This is a genomic window from Kribbella koreensis (assembly GCF_039525325.1).
Classification (GTDB): Bacteria; Actinomycetota; Actinomycetes; order Propionibacteriales; family Kribbellaceae; genus Kribbella; species Kribbella koreensis.
Map to the genome: position 1 here is coordinate 57,761 of NZ_BAAAHK010000019.1, position 17,677 is coordinate 75,437.

Consider the following 17,677-nt stretch of genomic DNA (forward strand, 5'->3'; position numbering starts at 1 on the left):
ACCGGTCGGGGCTCAGGCCCGGGCCGTGTCGGCGCGGTACCGGCGCAGTGCGATGAATCCGAGGACGACCGTCCAGGCCAGCACCACCAGCACCGCGTTCATGTCCAGCCCGTTCTGCGACAGTGCGCTGCGCGAGCTCTGCCCGGTCCAGTACGCCGGCGTCAGCTGGGCGATGTGCTTCATCAGCGACGGCATCGAGTCGACCGGCAGCCACAGTCCGCCGAAGGCCGCGATCAGCATCGTGCTCAGACCGGTGATCGGCTGCACGCTGTCCGGCTTGGCGACGTACCCGATGACCAGGCCGATCGCCGCGAACGGCAGCGCGCCGAGCCAGGAGACCAGCGCCACGGAGACCCACTGGGAGACGCTCAGGTGCACGTCGCCGACCGTCATGCCGAACAGGAAGACGACCACCAGTGGCGGGATCGCCAGCAGCAGCGACAGGATCACCTTGCTGATCACGTAGGCCTGCGGCTTCAGCGGGGTGAGCCGCAGGGTCCGGTTCCAGCCGCCGTCGCGTTCGGCGGCGATGATGCCGCCGCTGCTCATCGCGGCTGACATCGAACCGAAGATCGCCATGCTCACCATCACGTAGGCGATCGCCGAGATGCCGCTCTCGCTGGCGTCCTTGGGGATGGTCAGGCCGAAGATCGCGAACAGGATCACCGGCATCAGGATCGCGAAGATCACCACCCGCCGGTTCCGCAGCGTCCGCCGGATGTCGAACTTCAGATAGTCGAGGTTCATGCGACTGCCTCCTGGTCGGCGCTCAGCGCCAGTACGGCGTCCTCGAGGTCGGCCGAGGTCACCTCGATGTCATGGGCCGGGGTGTTGTTCAGCAGATAGCGCAACGTGTGGTCGGAGTCGCCGCACTGCAGCAGCACGACGTCGCCACGGGTCTCCACATTCCGTACTCCGGGCAGCGACGCCAGCGTGGCGAGGTCGGCACCCGGTACGGTCGCGCGGATCGTCCGGCCGGACACACTCGCCTTGATCTGGGCGGCGGTGCCGTCGGCAACGACCCGGCCGCTGCGCATCAGCACCACCCGGTCGGCGTACGCGTCGGCCTCTTCGAGGTAGTGGGTGGCGAACAGCACGGTCCGGCCGCGGGCGGTCTCGGCGTGCATCGAGGCCCAGAAGTCACGCCGGGACTCGACGTCCATCCCGGTGGTCGGCTCGTCGAGCACGATCAGGTCGGGCTGCGGGATGATCGCCATCGCGAACCGGACCCGCTGCTTCTGCCCGCCGGACAGGCCCTTCATCTTGCGGCCGTACAGGTCCGCGATCCCGGCCGCTTCGAGCGCCTCGCCGACCGGCACCGGATCCTTGTGCAACCCGGCGACGAGGTTCAGCAGCTCGCCGACCTTCGCGTCCTCGATGATGCCGCCGCTCTGCAGCATCACGCCGATCCGGCTCGCGGCGATCGCCTCGGCCGGCGAGGTGCCGTAGACCTGGACACTGCCCTGGTCGGGCCGGACCAGGCCGAGCAGCATCTCGATCGTGGTCGACTTGCCGGCGCCGTTCGGGCCCAGCATCGCCACCACCTCGCCCGAGCGGATGGTCAGATCCACCCCGGCGACAGCCTGTACGTTGCCGTACCTCTTGGTCACACCGCTCAGGGTGACCGCAGTCGTTGTCGTCATACCCAGAATGCTGCCGGTGCCGGCCGTTCCGGCCCTGGATCGGCCGTCACGACCCACCCATGACATCCGTCAGCGCCCACTCAGGGTCGAGCGTCAGGGTGGCAAGCCCACCTGTGGTGGGCTCGGACACGTAACGGTGGCCTTGAACAAGGTTGGACTTGTTCAAGGCCACCGTTTGCTGTTCATGCCCACCACATGTGGGCTTGCCGGGGTTCGGGGCGGTTAGGCGGGGAGGGTCCAGAGCTGGTTGGCGCTGCCTGCGCAGGTCCAGATCTGGAGCCGGGTGCCGTCGGCCGAGCTCTGGCCGGTGGCGTCCAGGCACTTGCCGGAGTTCGGGTTCAGCAGGTTGCCGTTCGACTGGGCCTGCCAGCCCTGAGCTCCGGTGCCGTTGCAGTCGTAGAGCTGCACGAGTGAGCCGTTCGCAGTACCGGCGGCGGCGACGTCCAGGCACTTGCCGAGGGCCCGGATCGTGCCGTCGGTGCCAACGGTCCAGGTCTGCGCGGCGCTGCTGTTGCAGGTCCAGAGCTGGACCGCCGTCCCGTTCGCGCTGCTGCCGCCGGCGACGTCGACGCACTTGCCGGCGATGCCCTTGATCGGGCCGGTCTTGCCACCGGTCGGCGGAGTACCGGTACCGCCCGCCGCGTCGAAGATCGCGCTGACCAGCGAGGTGCTGCCGGTGGTGTCCTGGGACAGCTCCCAGTTCATGATGCCGCCGGCGTTGGCCACCGCCCAGGTGGTCTTGCGCTTGATCGTCGGGATGCCGTTGTAGCACTGCTGGGCGCCGTTGGCCTGGATGCAGTCGACGTTCGCGTTGTTGGGGTTCATCGCGACGATCTGCGAGTAGGTCAGGTAGCCCGGCCGGCTGTAGAACGGCACGCCGAGCACGGTCTTGGCCTTCGGCAGGCCGCGGTTCTTCCAGAAGTTGGCCGAGGCGATCGACCAGTCGTAGTTGGCGTGCGGGCTGCCGCCGTCGTACGCCATGATGTTCAGCCAGTCGACATAGCCGAAGACAGCCGGCTGTACGCCGTTCGCGGTGTCACCCTCGGAGACGACGGCCGCGGTGAGCAGCTTGCCCTGGCCGTGCAGCGTGTTGCTCAGCTGCTGCATCAGCAGGGTGTAGTGGTCGCCGGAGGCGCCCGGGTCCGGGTACTCCCAGTCGATGTCGACACCGTCCAGGCCGTACTGGTTGATCAGGCCCATCACCGCGTTGGTGAAGGTCGTGCGACCGCCGGAGCTGGCCGCGAACGACTCGAACGCGGAGTCGTTGCCGTCGTTCCAGCCGCCGATGGACAGCGACACCTTGACCCCGTTGGCGTGCGCGGTGCTCACCAGCGAGGACAGCTTGCCGCTGTCGGGGACGCCTTGCAGGGTGCCGTTGGAGTTCGGCAGGACGAACGCGTAGTTGATGTGGGTGAGCTTGCTGTACTGGACGGCGCTGACGCTGCCGGCCCACGACGGCAGGTAGCCGATGCTCTTGAACCCGGCGGGCAGCGCCGCGGCGGCGCTACTTGCGGTGGCGGCGGTCGAGGCGGCGTCGGCCTTGGGGGCCGGGGCGAAGGTCGCTATCAACCCGGCGGTGCCGGTGGCGAGCGCGAGGGCCGCGATGGCCACGCGACTTCGCAGCTTCATCCTTGACGACTTCATGGGGGCGGTGTCCTTTCGGATGGACCCTCGCGCCGCACCCGGCAGGCTCACACAGATCGACGACAGCCGCTCGGTCGCGGGCAGAGGCGATCGAGCGGTGGCATCTTCTCAAGCACCTTCCGGGGGCGGCTGTTGCGAAGGTGAATATAGAAGAGATCTGACCGAAGTCATCGTTAGTTTGCTCGGATGTCTGACCGCCGTCAAGACGTCAGAGCAACTCAGAATGCGCATTCTCGCGGCGGAGATCCTATGTTTGGATGCCCTGGCCGCTGGGAAATCCGGCGGTCTAGATGTCCGGCGCCTCGGAGCGGGAGGTGCGGGTGATGGCGATCGAGGCGGCCACCACGCAGGCCATCCCGGCCAGCTGGATGGCGGCGAGCCGCTGGCTGAGGATCAGGAAGCCGGCGGTGGCGCCGACGGCCGGCTCGATGCTCATCAGGATGCCGAAGACGACCGGCTTCATCCGGCGCAGCGCGAGCGTCTCGAGTGAGTAGGGAAGTACCGACGAGAGCACGGCGATCGCCAGGCCGATCGCGAGGGAGTGCCAGTGCAGGAGGTCGCTGCCGGCGGTGATCAGGCCGATGGGGGCCGTGATGAGGGTGCTGACGATCATCGCGAGCGCCAGGCCGTCGAGTTGGGCGAAGCGGCGGCCGGTCTCGGCGCTGAGCAGGATGTAGCCGGCCCAGAAGGCACCGGCCAGCCCGGCGAACCCCACGCCCAGCCAGTCGACCTTGCCCAGCTCATGCCCGTTGACCAGTACGACGCCGAGCGCGGCCCCGGCGACGGCGAAGAGGTCGCGGCGTTTGCGGGACATCGCGGCGGCCAGGCCGAGCGGCCCGATGAACTCGATGGTGACGGCGACGCCGAGCGGGAGTCGCTCCAGGGACAGGTAGAAGGAGAGGTTCATCAGTCCGAGGACGATGCCGAAGGCAACAACTGCCAGGAGGTCTCGCTTGGTGCGGTTGCGCAGGCTCGGGCGGGCGATGAGCAGGAGGATCGGTACGGCGAGTGCCAGTCGCAGGGAGACGGTGCCTGCGGCCCCCAGTTGCTGGATCAGCTTGGCGGCCAGCGCCCCACCGAACTGCACGGACACGACGCCACCCAGGACCATGGCGGTCGGCGGGACCCTGAATGTACGCACAAACGTCAATCAGATCATGGGGGGATCGGGAGGGCCGACCTCCACCCCATCAATCCCACCGCAGGCCGCGACGACCCAGGCGCGCCGGAGGCGGGAGGGAGGCGTGGAGGGGGCGAGGGGAGGGGCGACGGGAGGTGATTGATGGGCTGGCGGTTGGGACGGCTCGACGGCTAGCGCGCCAGTGTCGCCGACGAAGGTCACCCCCGCAACGAGTCCAGCCCTCGCCAGAGGAGTCGTTGGAGGGTGGCCGCCAACTTCTCCGGCGTGGGGGTGCCGCCGTTGCGGGTGCGCCAGATGGCTAGGCGTTCCGTGGCGCCGGAGACCGACTGGGCGACGATCTGGATCTCTTCCTCGTCGTGTGGGTGATCCGCGGGGAGGTTGAGGCGGACCATCATCGCGATCAGGGCGACGAACTCGGCGCGGACCTCGTCGGCGGCCTGGGCGGCGGGGCCGGCGGCGAGCATGCCCTCGTCGACCATCACCGACCAGGCGCTCGGGTGCTCGTCGAGGAACGTGAACCAGGCGACGAAGCCGGCGTACATGGCCTGCTCGGGGTCGGCGGCGGCGAGGACCGCGTCGGAGACCGTGTCCAGGAGTTGGGCGCGCAGGCGGGACAGGCAGGCGAGGAACAGGCCGTCCTTGGAGCCGTAGTACTGGTACACGAGCGGTTTGGAGACGCCGACCGCGGCGGCGATGTCGTCCATCGAGGTGCCCTGGTAGCCCCGCTCGCCGAAGATCCGCTCGGCCGCGTCGAGGATCTCCCGCTCCCGCGCCGCGCGGTCCCGCCGCCGCTTCACCGGCACGCCGCCGACGGCATCCGGGGCCGCGGTGCCGGTCGCCGGTACGGGGCTGTCCGTGGTCGAGGTCACTTGCACACTCTAACTGACTCGGAGTAACTTACTCGGAGTAAGTTCGAAGTCGTCGGCCTCTGGAGGGTTACTCATGACTGCTCACCGATCGGGGCGGCGGGGTGGGGAAGGTATGAAACAGCACCGGATCGTGGTGATCGGGACCGGGTTCGCCGGGATCGGGATGGGGGTCCGGCTCAAGCAGGCCGGCTACCACGACTTCGTCGTACTGGAGCGGGCGCAGGATGTCGGCGGGACCTGGCGGGACAACACCTACCCGGGCTGCCGTTGCGACGTGCCCTCGCATCTGTACTCCTTCTCGTTCGCGCCCAACCCGGACTGGTCGAGCACGTTCTCGCCGCAGCCCGAGATCGAGGCGTACCTGCAGAAGGTGACCGACGGCTTCCGGGTCCGCCCCCACATCCGCTTCGGCCACGCCGTCGAGTCGGCGCACTGGCAGGGCGATCACTGGCTGATCCACACGAACCAGGGCGACTTCACCGCCGACGTGCTGCTGTCCGGGATGGGTCCGCTGGCCGAGCCGTCGATCCCCAAGTTGCCCGGGATCGAGCAGTTCGAGGGCGAGGTCTTCCACTCCGCCCAGTGGAACCACGACCTCGACCTGAGTGGCCGCAAGGTGGCCGTGATCGGCACGGGCGCGTCGGCGATCCAGTTCGTACCGGCGATCCAGCCCGACGTCGAGGAGCTGCACCTGTTCCAGCGGACGCCGCCGTGGGTGATGCCGCGGCCGGACCGCAAGATCAGCGCTGCCGAGAAGCGCATCTATCGCGCGTTTCCCCTTGTGCAGAAGGCCGTCCGGGCCGGGATCTACTGGAGCCGCGAGTCGCTCGTGCTCGGCTTCGCCAAGCTGCCCGCGATGATGAAGCAGGGTCAGAAGATCGCCGAACGCCACCTCGCCCAGCAGATCCGCGACCCCGAGCTGCGCGCGAAGCTGACGCCGGACTTCACCCTCGGTTGCAAGCGCGTGCTGATCTCCGACGACTACTACCCGGCCGTCGCCCAGCCGAACGTCGACGTCGTCACCGACGCGATCACCGAGGTCACCCCGACCGGGATCGTCACGGACGACGGTGTGAAGCACGAAGTCGACACGATCATCTACGGCACCGGGTTCCGGGTCACCGACCTGCCGGTGATGGACATGCTGCACGGCCGCGACGGCAAGACCCTGCGCGAGGCGTGGGCCGACGGGATGGAGGCGCACCTCGGTACCGCGATCGCCGGCTTCCCCAACTTCTTCCTGCTGATCGGGCCGAACACCGGCCTCGGCCACAGCTCGATGGTGTTCATGATCGAGTCGCAGATCGCCTACATCCTGGACGCGCTGCGCACGATGGACGCGACCGGGCTGCGGGAGGTCGAGGTGCGGCCGGAGGTGCAGCGGGAGTTCGTGGACGGCGTCCGGTCGTCGATGCGCAACACGATCTGGACCCGCGGTGGGTGCACCAGCTGGTATCTGGACTCGGCCGGCCGCAATACGACCCTCTGGCCGTCCTTCACCTTCCGCTTCCGGCAGCTGACCCGGCACTTCGACGCCTCGGAGTACAGCACTCGCTGACCGGCGCACTCGCGAGCTGTCGCTATGTGACATCGATCGTGTTACATTCGATCGGTCAGATAGCGAGTCGATCGGAGGGCGCCGTGACGCTGCTGGTCCCGCTGCACGGCATCGGTGGCCGGGGCGACCTGCCGGTACCGCTCTGGCTCGCCATCTACTCGGCCGCCGCCGCGGTAGCCGTCTCCTTCTTCGCCCTGGCTGCCTTCTGGTCCAAACCCCGCTTCGAACCCGCTGCGGGGGGCCTGCGCGCCGGTACGCCGCCGCGCGGGCCGGCCGGGGCCGGCGACGTCCCGCTCGCCTGGCTGACGGGGTTGGTTGACGCCCGGACCGTTCGTTGGTTGCTCAAGGCAATTGGGTTGGCGGCGTTCGGGTTGTTGCTCGGGGTGGCGTGGTTCGGGAGTGATTCGCCGAGTCGCAATCCGGCGCCGACCTGGCTCTACGTCTGGATCTGGGTCGGGATCATCCCGGTGTCGCTGCTGTTCGGGCCGGTGTGGCGGCTCGCCAATCCGCTGCGCACGATCGCCGGGTGGGTGCCGCGTACGGCGTACCGGGAGCTGCCTCAGGGGATCGCTTATTGGCCAGCGGTCGCGGGGCTGTTCGGGTTTCTGTGGCTGGAGCTCGTCTTCCCCGATGGCTCGGAGCCGCTCGTCGTCGCCGTCTTCGTGACCGGCTACGCGTTGGTGAATGTTGCCGCGGGCATCGTTTATGGCCCGCCCTGGTTCGCGATCGGCGACAGCTTCGAGGTGTACGCCGAGGTACTCGCCAAGCTCAGCCCGTTGGGTCGCGACTCCAATCGCCGGCTCGTGCTGCGCAATCCGCTCGCTGGGCTCGCGACGATCCCGCAGGAGCGGGGGATGGTCGGGCTGCTCTGCCTGCTGCTCGGATCGACCGCCTTCGACGGCATCAGCCGGTGGTCGGCCTGGACCAACCAGACCGGTGAGCTCGGGCACGGCGGACATCTGCTCGTCTACACGCTCGGCCTGCTGGTGGCGGTCGCAGTCGTGTCAATGCTCTTCCTGCTGGCCGCCCGGGCGACGGGCGCGGCTCGGATCCGGCCTGGTGGGCTGGGCAATGCGGGTCTGCCGGGGGCATTCGTGCACTCGCTGGTGCCGATCGCGATCGGGTACGCCGTCGCGCACTACTTCTCGTTCGCGATGTTCCAGGGGCAGGAAGGGTTGCTGCTGGCAACGGATCCGTTCGGGCGCGGCTGGGATCTGTTCGGGCTCGGGAGCACCCGCATCGACTACGCGTTCCTGGGGACCGGGCTGATCGCGGCCGTCCAGATCGGCGCGATCGTGCTCGGGCACGTGCTCGGGGTGGTGTCCGCGCACGATCGCGCGACCCACCTGTTCCGGCGGCGGCAGTTGCGGCGGGCGCAGTACCCGATGCTGGCGGCGATGGTCGCCTTCACCGCGGGCGGGATCGCGCTGGTGACCGCGTCATGATCGCCCAGCTGATCGCGCTGCACATGGGTGGTGTGCCCGAGGCGGCGATGTTCCTCGGGCCGATCCTGCTGATCATCGCGTTCGTCCGGATCGCCCGGCGCAACGACGCGAACGCCGTCGACGACGAGGACGACTGGGACGCCGACCTAGGCGATATCGAGAAGCCTGCTGAACCGGCTAGCGAACCTTCACCGCGGCTGCCCGGCCGGTCCTGACGTTGCGGCCGTCGCTGACCTGGATGCGGTAGCTGACCGTCTTGCCGCTCTTCACCTTGGCGTCGGTGAAGGTCGTCACGACCGGCTTCGTCCACGGGTAGGAGTTGCGCTTCCAGCTCGCGACCTTGGTGGTGCCGCGGAACAGCGAGTAGATCAGCGAGATGTTGTCCGCGTCGACCACGGTCGCGAAGCTGACCGTCGCCTTGTTCTTGACCGTGCTGGACACCTTCGGCGCCGCCGGGAGCGCCGGCTGAGCGCCACCAGCGGCATTGGTGAAGCGCCCGAGCCCTTGCTGGAGGGCGCCGTTCACGCGGGTGAAGTCGCCGCCGACCCACAGGTCGTTGCCGCCCGAGGCGAAGGCGAGCGGGCCGACGTCCGTCGTACCGCCGGCGTCGGTGTTCGGGTACCAGGGGCCGAGCTTGCCGTTGATCGTGCTCTCGACCAGCAGATGGTGGGTGCCGCTCCCGTCCTTGAAGCCGCCGTCCCGGCTGCAGTCGTGCGCGTGGGAACCCTTGTAGAGCCAGTTCCCGATCGCCTTGATCGCCTCGGTCGCGCCCAGGCAGTTGCTCTGCCAGAGCAGCTTGCCGGTGGCAGCATCGGCGGCCAGTACGCCGTCGTAGCACCCCAGTCCGCTGCCGGCGTTGGAGACGAACACCTTGCTGCCGAGCGTGTCGATGTCCTTGACCCGGCTCTGGCAGTCGGGCGACGGCTCGGGGATCGCGGCCGCGGCCGGCATCCGCATCGGGGCCCCGGTGGTCGGGCTCACCATCGCCAGCGCGTAGTGGTCCTCGCCCTGGATCTCGTTGAAGCCGCCGCCGATGAAGACCCGCCGGCCGCTGTCGGCCAGGTCGATCGCGTAGACGTCGTCGTCGGCGTCCGGGTCCCACGGCAGCAGCGCGCCGGTCGACAGGGTGACCGCGGCGACGTTGTTGCGCTCAGTGTTGTCGACCCGGCCGAACGAGCCACCGAAGTACACGCTGTTGCCGCCGATCGCGAGCGCGGAGACCCGGTAGGCGACCGCCGGATGCCAGCCGACGACGAGCTTGCCGGTGGCGACGCTGAACATCGCGAGGTGCTTGCGGGCGAGCCCGTTGACGGTGGTGAAGTCGCCGCCGACCACGACCCAGCGCCCGTTCGGGCTGGTCGCGATCGACCACACGGCGCCGTTGAGCTTGGGGGCGAACGCGAGCGGCTTGCCGGTGGTCCGGTTGAAGGCGGCCAGGTACGTCCGAACCGACTCGCCCTGGCCGGCAGCCTTGCCCGGCTGCCGGATCCGGGTGAACAGCCCACCGGCGTACACGGTGTTGCCTGCGACAGCGAGCGTGTTGACGCTCGCATTCGTCTGCCAGGCCAACTGCCGGACCGCCGACAATGCCGACCCGAACCCGGGCCCGGAGACCGAGGTGGCGGCCACGACGGGCCGTCCCGAGGGGATCAGTGCTGCGGCGATCACGGCCACGGCCGTGACCAATACCAGAACTGCCTTCTTCATCAATGTCCTCAGGACTGAGCCGGGCGATCGTGACATAGTGCGACCAAACGATAACTGTCGGCTCAGCCTGAGGTTACGGGGTTCGGGTCAGCGGCTGATCGCCACCGTGTAGTAGTCCCACAAAGTCGCGTTCTGCGGGACGTACGCCCGGTAGGTCCTGGTCTTGTTCGGGTAGTAGGTGTAGGCGGCCTGGCCGGTCTTGCTGGTGGTCACCGACTTCAGGAACTTCCAGACCGTGCTGCCCTTCTCCTGGTACTGGAAGGTGACCGGCTTGTTCGGCCAGCGGACGTACTGGTTGAGCTTCGGGTTGTAGTACCCGACGGTCGCCACCAGCGCCGTCTTCGTCCCCTTCCGGCCCCCGATGATGGTCGCCGACGACCCGTACTTCGTGTACGACGTCGCATTGGTCTGGGTGACGTCGTTGAAGTCGTGGTCGTAGGCACTGGTGCCGATCCACGTGGTCCGGCCGACCGGCGTGAGGTTCGCGTACATGGTGAGCTTGTCGGTGTATCCGGGAGAGTCGAAGATCAGCAGCTCGGGCCAGGTCGACCCGGTGGTCGAACCGTTCCAGGTGGCGCTCTCGAGCCCGGCGGTGCGGCAGTTCTGCGCCAGCTGGATGGTGAAGTTGGTGACGGCTGCCCGGATGGTGAAGCGGGCCGGCATCACCATCGAGCAAGTGCCGGCGGTGGCGTGTTCCCCCTCTTGGTTGTTACTTGGACCGCCATTCTTGCTCGCGGATGGCCCAGATGAGGTCGTCGCACCATTCGCCTTTGAAATAGAGGCTTTCGATCAGGTGGGCTTCCTGGTGCATGCCGAGGCGTTCGAGGAGTTTGGTGGAGGCGGTGTTGCCGTTGATGACGCTGGCCTGGATGCGGTGCAGGCCGAGGTCCTCGAAGCCGATCCGGAGCATGGCCCGGGCGGCTTCGGCGGCCAGACCGCGGCCGTGGTAGCCGGTGTGGAGGGCGTAGCCGAGCTCGCCTTGGCGGTTGATGTCGCTGTCCCACTTGAGGAGGACCTCGCCGATGACGGTGGAGGTTTGGCGGAGCTCGATCGCGAGGACGAGCCATTGGCCGGGCTCGGTGAGCGCGTCCTGGGTGAGCTTGACCTCGAGGGCGGCGCGGACCTGTTCGCGGTTGCGGACCGGCCAGGGGACGTACCGGACGACCTCCGGGTCGGAGTGGAAGGCGAGGAGGTCGTCGAGATCGTCCATCCGATGCGGACGCAGATCGAGGCGCTCGGTTTTGATCGGATAGCTCGGGCGGAAGGTCACCGGTGGGCTCCTGACGGCGGGCTGGTCGGGGACTGCGGGGGTCAGCCGGTCGAGGGGAGGGTGTCGGGGGCGAGGCCCAGTTCTTCGTAGGCGACGACCTCGATCTCGCGGCCCATCGCCTCGCGGAAAGAGGCGACCAGGGCCTGGCCGGCCAGCGGGATGATGTTTTCCAGGGTGCGCTGGATCTCGGGCCAGCCGTCGGCCGGCAGGCCCGCGTCGGCGAACTGCCGCCAGACGGTACTGCGGAACAGCTCGACGTAGACCTTCGCGACCGCGTCGGCGTGCTCGAACAGCTTCGGCAGCATCTCGAAGATCGCCTCCAGCGGTACGCCGAGCTTGATCACCTCGAGGCCGGTACGGAGCAGGTCCGGGTTGGGGATCCGGAGCCGGCCGTCGTCCTGCCGCTCGGCGATGCCCAGCTCGACCAGCTTGGCGATGGTGTCCGGGTTGTGCGGGATGCCCGCGCGATCGGCCAGCTGCTGCTCGGTGATCACCTCGGGCTCGGTCGGCGTCCACGGGCTGACCAGCGTCTCGAACACGCCCAGCGCCAGCGCGCCGTCGGGGAGCTCGCTCATCATCCGCTCGACCGCGGCCAGCGTGTAGCCCTTGTCGAGCAGCTCGCGGACCAGGGTCAGCCGGGCGACGTGGTCGGCGCCGTAGTACCCGGTGCGGCCGGCCAGGCGAGGGGGCGGGATCAGGCCGCGGCCGGCGTACGCGCGCACGTTCCGCACCGTCATGCCCACCTTGGCCGCGAGCTGGTCGACCGTGAACTCGGCTTCTGGCCCCGACTCGGCCGGCATCTGTCCTCCCACCTTGACAGTCTCCCAGATTACACGTTACATAGCTTATGTAACATTGCCTCTGGCGTATGTCGAAGGAGCTCCCCATGACGGTCCCTCTGGCGGCCACCACCGGAACCGCGTCATTCGGCCAGATCGCGATCGTCACCGGGCTGGTCTCGCTGATGTACCTCGCACTCGCCGTGCTGCTGTGGCGGGAACGCACCGGCCGGGTGACGCTGGTAGGGCGCCTCGCGGACACCATCGGGAGACTGGACGGAGTCCCCCGATGGGCTGCGCTGACGCCGTACCTGCACGCCGTCTCGCTGCTCGCCTGTGCCTTCGGGGTCTGGTGGGACATCGCGGTGCACATCGACCGCGGCCGCGACACCGGCCCGTTCGGTACGCCGGCGCACTACCCGATCTTCTTCGGCATCCTCGGCGTGATCATCTCCGGCGTCCTGCCGATCGCCTTGGCCCGCAAGCCGTTGCCGGCCCGGACGATCAAGCTGACCAAGGGCTGGCGGATCCCGTGCAGCGCGGCGCTGGTGACGGTGTGCGGCACGTTCGCCTTGGTCGGCTTCCCGCTCGACGACGTCTGGCACCGGTTGTTCGGTGAGGACGTCACGCTCTGGGGGCCGACGCACCTGCTGATGATCGGCGGTGTGGTCTTCTCGATCTTCGCCCGGCTGCTCGCTTCGGCCGAGGTCGAGCAACTGGCCGGTCTCAACTGGCGCCGGCGGGCGCAGGAGATCATCGCGGTCGGCGCTCTGCTGATCGCGTGGGACCTGTTCAGCACCGAGTTCAACTACGGGGTACCTCAGTTTCCGTTGATCTTGCAGCCGATTCTGATCGTCTTCGGGTCGACGCTGGCCTTCACTTTGCTGCGGGCGCGGCGCGGGCCCTTCGTGACGTTCGGCGCGCTCGCGACGTACCTGGTGATTCGCGGCGGGATCGCCTGGGCGGTGGATCAGCCGCTGGGCGAGATCCTCGGTCACTTCCCGCTGCTGATCGCCGAGGCGGTACTGGTCGAGCTCGCGGCGTTTGCTCTGGGCAACAAGAACCGGTTCCGGCTGGGACTCGTCTCGGGTGCGCTGATCGGCACGGTCGGCGTGGTTGTTGAGTACGGGTGGTCGCAGGTGTGGATGCCGATTCACTGGCCCGCCTCGATGCTTCCGCCGGCTCTTGGCTTCGGCTTGGTGACCGGTCTTGGTGCTGGGCTTCTCGGGGCATGGCTGGCTACCCGGTACGCCGAGGTGGCGGGCGAGGTGCGGATGACTCCGCCGGTGCGGTTGACGCATCAGCTCGGGGCGGTCGGGCTGGTCGTAGTACTGGCAGCGCTCTTCTTCTGCGTACCTCGGTCGGCCGACCCTGGGGTGAGCGCGACGGTGTCGCTGGAGCCGGCGTCGATCGGGTCGGAGCCGACGGCGTACGTGACGGTCTCGATGAATCCGGTCGACGCCGCTGACGGGGCGCGGTGGTTCGAGGCGCTGGCCTGGCAGGGTGGCGGGTCGATGACGCACGCGATGGAGAAGGTTGCTGACGGCACCTACCGGTCGACCGAGCCGCTGCCGATGTACGGCAAGTGGAAGTCGATGATCCGGCTGCATCAAGGGGCGCGGGACATGGTCGCGATGTGGGTCTACGCGCCGGAGGACCTGAAGATCGAGAAGCCGGCCGAGCAGGTGTCGAACGGGCAGACGGTCGAGTTCATCGGGGAGCAGCAGACGCTGCGGCGGGAGGAGCGGACCGACGTACCGCGGTGGATGTGGAACGGCGGGTATGCGTTGCTCGCCGTCGTCGGGTCGCTGGAGATCGGCGGGATCGCTTGGCTGGTCGGGCGTGGAGCTCGCGGTGGGCGGCTGCGGGCTGCGCACCTGGAGGCTCAGGGCTCGCGGCGTGAGCGGGAGTCCGCGTGAGTGGGCGGGCTGGGTTGCGGAAGGGTGCCTGGGATCTGCGCGGGAAGAAGGCGCTGGTCACGGGTGCGGCTGGGGCTTTCGGGTCGGCGACTGTCGAGCAGTTGCGGGCTCGGGGTGCTTCGGTTGTCGGGCTCGATCTGCAGAAGAGTGATGACGTCATCGAGTGTGATCTGACGCAGGCGGATCAGATTCCGGGGGCCGTGGCCGAGGCGGTTGAGCGGCTCGGCGGGTTGGACCTGTTGATCAACAATGCGGGCATCGGCGTACCGGCACTGGCCGGGGAAGTGCCGGATGCCGTTGCCCGCAAGGTGATCGAGGTGAATCTCTTCGCCGGCTGGGGTGTCACCGCGGCGGCTTTGCCGGTACTCCGCGCCGCCCGTGGCCGGGTGATCTTCGTGTCCTCCGGGCTGGCGTACGTGACGCTGCCGTTGGCGGCGTCGTACCTGGTCTCCAAGCGGGCGATCGACACCTACGCGGACGCGCTGCGGATCGAGAACGGGCGGGCGATCGATGTGAGCGTCATCTACCCGGGCTATGTGCCGACTCCGATCCACGACGCCTCTCTTGCGCGCGGCGTCGACCTCGGGTTGTTCCTTCCGGCCGAGACCGTCGCGCAGGTGGTCGGCACGATCGTCTCGGTCGCCGGGGCCGCGCGTCCGCCGCGCAACCGGGCGTCGACCAGGTCGACGGGGCTGGCGGTCGGGTTCGCCCGGCATCTGCCGTCGGTGGCGGATCGGGTGGTCCGGTGGCGGACGAATTCGCAGCGCCGCAAGGGCGGGCTGGGCGAGTGGACAGACAAACTGGGGAAGATATGACGATGCAGGCAGAACGATCTGATGAAGTCTCCACCGAGGTGGTTACTCCCGATGGAGTGCGCCTTCATGTCGAGACAACAGGATCGGCTGCGGCGCCGGTGACGGTGCTGTTGGCGCATGGGTGGACTTGTTCTACTCGGAGTTGGCATCACCAGCTGGGTGGGCTGCCTCGGGTGCTGGGCGCTGACGGCGTACGGGTGGTCGCCTATGACCATCGCGGGCATGGGGCGTCGGACGTTGCTCCGGCCGGTACCGCGCGGATCTCGCAGTTGGCGGAGGATCTGGCGTTCGTGCTCGACGAGGTGGTCGGGGATGGGCCGGTGGTTTATGCCGGGCACTCGATGGGCGGGATGACGTTGATGGCGCTGGCCGAGACGCGGCCGGAGTTGTTCGAGACGCGGATTGCGGCGGCGGCTCTGGTCGGTACGTCGTCGGGGCAGCTGGCTTCGCGGGCCTTCGGGTTGCCGGCGCGATTCGATGCATCTGCCGCGCTGCTCGCTCCGCGGGCGGTACACCTGGCGGGTGCGCGGGTTGAGCGGCGGGCTTCGGTAGTACCGGCTCCCTGGCGGCAAGGACTGTCAGCGGCGGCTCGTCGGCCTGCGTTGCGGCAGTTGGCGTTCGGGAAGCATGTGGATCCGGCCGAGGTGGACATCCTGCTGGCGGACGTGGCGCGGCTGCCTGGTCCGTCGCTGGGCGGGTTCTTCGAGGAGATCGTCCGGCACGACCGCGGGCACGTGCTGAAGGTGCTCGACCAGATCCCGGTCGAGATCATGCACGGCACCCGCGACCGCCTGATCGGACCACGCCACGCCAACCGGATGGCCCACCTGTTGCCGAGTGCGCGCCTGTGGATGTACCCGGGAGCCGGGCACATGCTCATGCAGGAACGCCCCCGCGATGTGACTCAACGCCTGGCGTCGCTGGTACGGAAGGTCCGCGTCTAGAGCGCTCGCATGCGGTTGTTGCGGGCGTTGTGCTCGACCTCCGCAAGCCCGAGCGCCTCCAGCACCGGCGGCACGTAGTTCGCGAACCGTCCCCGGAACCCCTTCTTCAACCCGTACCACCCACCGACCGGGTTGTCCTCCGCCCGCGCCCAAGCCTCCACCGTCCCCGGCGCCGCCGGCTTCTGCTCGTCCGCGTTGCCCAGCAACATCCAGTCCCCGTGCTTCTTCAGCATCTCGTGCAGATCCTCGATGCATCGCGCCTGATAACTGAGCCTGGTACTCCCCACCTGACACACCAGCACGTCGTCATCCCGATACATCTCGTACTGCGACCCGCCGGGCGGCGTACTCAGCACCCACGGGTCGTCCTTGGTCCCACTGCCGGTGAACGCCATCACAATCCCCTCCTTCCTTCGGAGGCTACGCCTAGGGTGAGCAGGTGCAGAACCTTCTGTCTGACCTGGTGGTCGTCGATCTGACTCGGGCGTTGTCCGGTCCTCATGCGGCGATGATGCTCGGGGATCTCGGTGCCCGGGTGATCAAGGTCGAGACTCCGGACGGTGGGGACGACAGCCGGGGCTGGGGGCCGCCGTTTGTGGAGGGGGAGTCGACGTACTTCCTGTCGGCCAACCGGAACAAGGAGTCGGTGACCGCGGATCTGAAGTCGGTGGAGGGGAAGGAGTTCCTGAGCCGGCTGGTGCAGAAGGCCGATGTGTTGCTGGAGAACTTCCGGCCGGGGGTGCTGGATCGGCTCGGGTTCTCGGTCGAGCGGTTGCACGCGTTGAATCCGCGGTTGGTGATCTTGTCGATCACCGGGTTCGGGCATGACGGGCCGGAGGGCGGGCGGGCCGGGTACGACCAGATCGCTCAGGGGGAGGGCGGGCTGATGAGCATCACGGGTGAGGTGGAGCCGACCAAGACCGGCGTACCGATCGCTGATCTGCTGGCCGGGATGTACGGGGCGTATGGGGTGCTGGCCGCGCTGCACGAGCGGAATGTCACTGGGCTTGGGCGGGTGGTTCGTACTTCGTTGTTGGCGTCGGTGGTTGGGGTTCATGCGTTCCACGGGACGAAGTGGACGGTCGCGGGGGAGTTGCCTGAACGGGTCGGCAATCATCACGCGCAGATCGCGCCGTACGGGATGTATCGCACCAAGGACGACATCGTGCAGGTGGCGGTCGGGAGTGAGTCGCAGTGGCGGACCTTCGCGCCGCTGGTCGGGCTGGATGCTTCGGATGAGCGCTTCGCCACCAATCCACTGCGGGTGGCGCATCGCGATGAGTTGACCGCCGCGATCGAGGCGGCGTTCAGCGTGTCGCCGGCCGATGAGTGGTTGCGCGGTTTGGCTGAGGCGGGGATCCCGGCCGGGAAGGTGCGCGACTTCCAGCAGGTCTACGAGTGGGAGCAGACGATTTCGCAGGGATTGCTGATCGACGTCGAGCACCCGACCCTCGGGTCCATCCAACTCCCCGGCCCACCGCTCCGCTTCGACGACAACCCGTACGCCGGCGCGCGCGAGACCAACCTGCCGCCACCTCGCCTCGGCGAGCACGACGAGTCCGTCCGCGCCTGGCTGGACGAGTAGCCTCCCACTCCCCAACCGCGCCACCCCCCTTCGACATCACGCGGGCCCGCACCTCAAGCGGCGACCGTGAACACCAAGTGGCGACCGTGAACACGAAGCGGCGACCTTGAACACGTTATTGCCTGTTCACGGTCGCCGTTGCGTGTCCGAACCCACATGTGGCGGGCTTGCACAGGGAGTGGCGACCTTGAACACCAAGCGGTGGGCTTGAACACGTTATTGCTTGTTCAAGCCCGCCGTTGGGTGTTCAAGGTGCCAACGTCGGTGCGTCGGTGCGTCGGTGCGCCGGGTGCGCCGGGTGCGGCGGGGCGGTCGGGGTGGGTGGAAAGGCTGCCAATCAGTACCGATGGGGGCCTAG

At 68.2% G+C, this 17,677-nt stretch carries 17 protein-coding genes; 7 read left to right on the forward strand and 10 right to left on the reverse strand.

Features of this window, described 5'->3' with window-relative positions:
* Positions 1-12: 12 nt before the first annotated feature.
* From ABD116_RS34360 to ABD116_RS34380, 5 genes are all read right to left on the reverse strand, one after another.
* Positions 13-747 (reverse strand): ABC transporter permease, encoded by a 735-nt coding sequence (locus tag ABD116_RS34360; RefSeq protein WP_343980251.1) that lies wholly within the window; start codon positions 745-747, stop codon positions 13-15.
* Positions 744-1,643: an ABC transporter ATP-binding protein gene (locus ABD116_RS34365; RefSeq protein ID WP_343980254.1), complete on the reverse strand. Its 900-nt coding sequence runs from the start codon at positions 1,641-1,643 to the stop codon at positions 744-746. Before ABD116_RS34365 ends, ABD116_RS34360 begins: the two co-directional genes overlap by 4 nt.
* A gap of 222 nt (positions 1,644-1,865) precedes the next feature.
* Positions 1,866-3,272: a glycosyl hydrolase family 18 protein gene (locus ABD116_RS34370; protein WP_343980257.1), complete on the reverse strand. Its 1,407-nt coding sequence runs from the start codon at positions 3,270-3,272 to the stop codon at positions 1,866-1,868.
* Positions 3,273-3,573: 301 nt separating this feature from the next.
* On the reverse strand, positions 3,574-4,428 hold the full coding sequence (locus ABD116_RS34375; RefSeq protein ID WP_343980260.1) for an EamA family transporter: 855 nt from the start codon (positions 4,426-4,428) through the stop codon (positions 3,574-3,576).
* A 197-nt stretch (positions 4,429-4,625) separates the two neighbouring features.
* Positions 4,626-5,297 carry a TetR/AcrR family transcriptional regulator gene (locus tag ABD116_RS34380; RefSeq protein WP_343980263.1) on the reverse strand — a complete coding sequence of 224 codons (672 nt, stop codon included), beginning with the start codon at positions 5,295-5,297 and terminating at the stop codon, positions 4,626-4,628.
* A 112-nt stretch (positions 5,298-5,409) separates the two neighbouring features.
* On the opposite strand from ABD116_RS34380, the gene ABD116_RS34385 reads away from it, so the two are divergent.
* The 3 genes from ABD116_RS34385 (at position 5,410) to ABD116_RS34395 (ending at position 8,515) form a co-directional block, all read left to right on the forward strand.
* Complete coding sequence (locus tag ABD116_RS34385; protein WP_343980266.1) at positions 5,410-6,855, forward strand: flavin-containing monooxygenase; 1,446 nt, start codon at positions 5,410-5,412, stop codon at positions 6,853-6,855.
* Positions 6,856-6,938: 83 nt separating this feature from the next.
* Positions 6,939-8,300, forward strand: a complete 1,362-nt coding sequence (locus tag ABD116_RS34390) for a hypothetical protein (protein ID WP_343980269.1) — start codon at positions 6,939-6,941, stop codon at positions 8,298-8,300.
* Complete coding sequence (locus ABD116_RS34395) at positions 8,297-8,515, forward strand: hypothetical protein (RefSeq protein ID WP_343980272.1); 219 nt, start codon at positions 8,297-8,299, stop codon at positions 8,513-8,515. Before ABD116_RS34390 ends, ABD116_RS34395 begins: the two co-directional genes overlap by 4 nt.
* On the opposite strand, the gene ABD116_RS34400 is transcribed toward ABD116_RS34395, so the two are convergent.
* The 4 genes from ABD116_RS34400 to ABD116_RS34415 form a co-directional block, all read right to left on the reverse strand.
* Positions 8,478-10,007 (reverse strand): WD40 repeat domain-containing protein, encoded by a 1,530-nt coding sequence (locus tag ABD116_RS34400; protein ID WP_343980275.1) that lies wholly within the window; start codon positions 10,005-10,007, stop codon positions 8,478-8,480. The two genes, ABD116_RS34395 and ABD116_RS34400, sit on opposite strands and share 38 nt — an antisense overlap.
* An 87-nt stretch (positions 10,008-10,094) precedes the next feature.
* Positions 10,095-10,676, reverse strand: a complete 582-nt coding sequence (locus tag ABD116_RS34405) for a hypothetical protein (protein ID WP_343980278.1) — start codon at positions 10,674-10,676, stop codon at positions 10,095-10,097.
* 40 nt (positions 10,677-10,716) lie between these two features.
* Positions 10,717-11,277, reverse strand: coding sequence for a GNAT family N-acetyltransferase (locus tag ABD116_RS34410; RefSeq protein WP_343980280.1), 561 nt, complete (start codon positions 11,275-11,277; stop codon positions 10,717-10,719).
* Positions 11,278-11,318: 41 nt separating this feature from the next.
* Positions 11,319-12,077 carry a MerR family transcriptional regulator gene (locus ABD116_RS34415; RefSeq protein ID WP_343980283.1) on the reverse strand — a complete coding sequence of 253 codons (759 nt, stop codon included), beginning with the start codon at positions 12,075-12,077 and terminating at the stop codon, positions 11,319-11,321.
* An 86-nt stretch (positions 12,078-12,163) separates the two neighbouring features.
* On the opposite strand from ABD116_RS34415, the gene ABD116_RS34420 reads away from it, so the two are divergent.
* The 3 genes from ABD116_RS34420 to ABD116_RS34430 are packed head-to-tail and all read left to right on the forward strand — an operon-like array spanning position 12,164 to position 15,734.
* Positions 12,164-13,975: a hypothetical protein gene (locus ABD116_RS34420; protein WP_343980286.1), complete on the forward strand. Its 1,812-nt coding sequence runs from the start codon at positions 12,164-12,166 to the stop codon at positions 13,973-13,975.
* Positions 13,972-14,790, forward strand: a complete 819-nt coding sequence (locus tag ABD116_RS34425) for an SDR family NAD(P)-dependent oxidoreductase (protein WP_343980289.1) — start codon at positions 13,972-13,974, stop codon at positions 14,788-14,790. Before ABD116_RS34420 ends, ABD116_RS34425 begins: the two co-directional genes overlap by 4 nt.
* Positions 14,791-14,792: 2 nt before the next feature.
* On the forward strand, positions 14,793-15,734 hold the full coding sequence (locus tag ABD116_RS34430; RefSeq protein ID WP_343980291.1) for an alpha/beta fold hydrolase: 942 nt from the start codon (positions 14,793-14,795) through the stop codon (positions 15,732-15,734).
* On the opposite strand, the gene ABD116_RS34435 is transcribed toward ABD116_RS34430, so the two are convergent.
* Positions 15,731-16,129: a DUF6855 family protein gene (locus tag ABD116_RS34435; RefSeq protein ID WP_343980293.1), complete on the reverse strand. Its 399-nt coding sequence runs from the start codon at positions 16,127-16,129 to the stop codon at positions 15,731-15,733. The genes ABD116_RS34430 and ABD116_RS34435 overlap by 4 nt on opposite strands.
* Before the next feature lie 44 nt (positions 16,130-16,173).
* Here ABD116_RS34435 and ABD116_RS34440 point away from each other — a divergent pair, with 44 nt between their 5' ends.
* Positions 16,174-17,319: a CaiB/BaiF CoA transferase family protein gene (locus ABD116_RS34440; protein WP_343980295.1), complete on the forward strand. Its 1,146-nt coding sequence runs from the start codon at positions 16,174-16,176 to the stop codon at positions 17,317-17,319.
* The last annotated feature ends 358 nt before the right edge of the window (positions 17,320-17,677 follow it).